At 48.0% G+C, this 664-nt stretch carries 1 protein-coding gene and 1 pseudogene; both read right to left on the bottom strand.

Annotation, left to right across the window (positions count from 1 at the left end):
• Nucleotides 1-294, bottom strand: a pseudogene (metL, locus tag R7Z49_RS25460) (bifunctional aspartate kinase/homoserine dehydrogenase II); the annotation flags it as partial.
• Between the two features lie 15 nt (nt 295-309).
• A partial coding sequence (locus R7Z49_RS25455) for a PLP-dependent transferase (RefSeq protein ID WP_318112449.1) occupies nt 310-664 on the bottom strand: 355 nt, incomplete at its 5' end.

The raw sequence follows: 664 nt of genomic DNA, 5'->3' as shown, positions 1-664 counted from the left end.
CTCATCGTGCAAAGAAGCGAGCAATTGCGTCTGTACCTCGCCTTCTAATAAAGATTCAATTAGCTCCGACTGGAATTGTCTTAAGCCTTGCAGTGCTTCATGCGCAATACGGCCATCTTTGTCTAAACCTTCCAGAAACTCGATCAAGCGATTAGTGGTCTTCCCCGCGGCGGATACCACCACCAGATCATTCTCGGCAGAGTATTCTTTGAGAATATCGGCCACACGTAAGTAACATTCAGGGTTTGCTAAGCTGCTGCCGCCAAATTTATGTAACTGACGTTGTACACTCATTTTTTAGTTCTCCTATTACTGAGCAGCTTTTACAAAGGCTTGATCGAGATCGGCAATCAGGTCTTGTGCATCTTCTAAACCCACAGACAGACGAAGCAGCTGATGCGACACGCCCGCTTCCGCTAACGCCTCTTCCCCCATGGCTCGATGCGTCATAGATGCGGGGTGACAAATCAAACTCTCCACGCCACCAAGCGACTCTGCAAGAGAAAACAGTTCGAGCTCTTTAACAAACACTTTAAGTTGCTCAAATGAGCCTGCAAATTCAAAGCTCAACATAGACCCAAAACCCGACTGCTGCTTTTTCGCGATTTCGTGACCTGGGTGATCTGGCAAGCTCGGATGGTAAATCTTCGCGACCAAAGCCTGC

The organism is Vibrio sp. 1562 (assembly GCF_033340155.1).
GTDB classification, from domain to species: domain Bacteria; phylum Pseudomonadota; class Gammaproteobacteria; order Enterobacterales; family Vibrionaceae; genus Vibrio; species Vibrio alginolyticus.
This window is presented reverse-complemented; position numbering and strand designations above follow the sequence as displayed.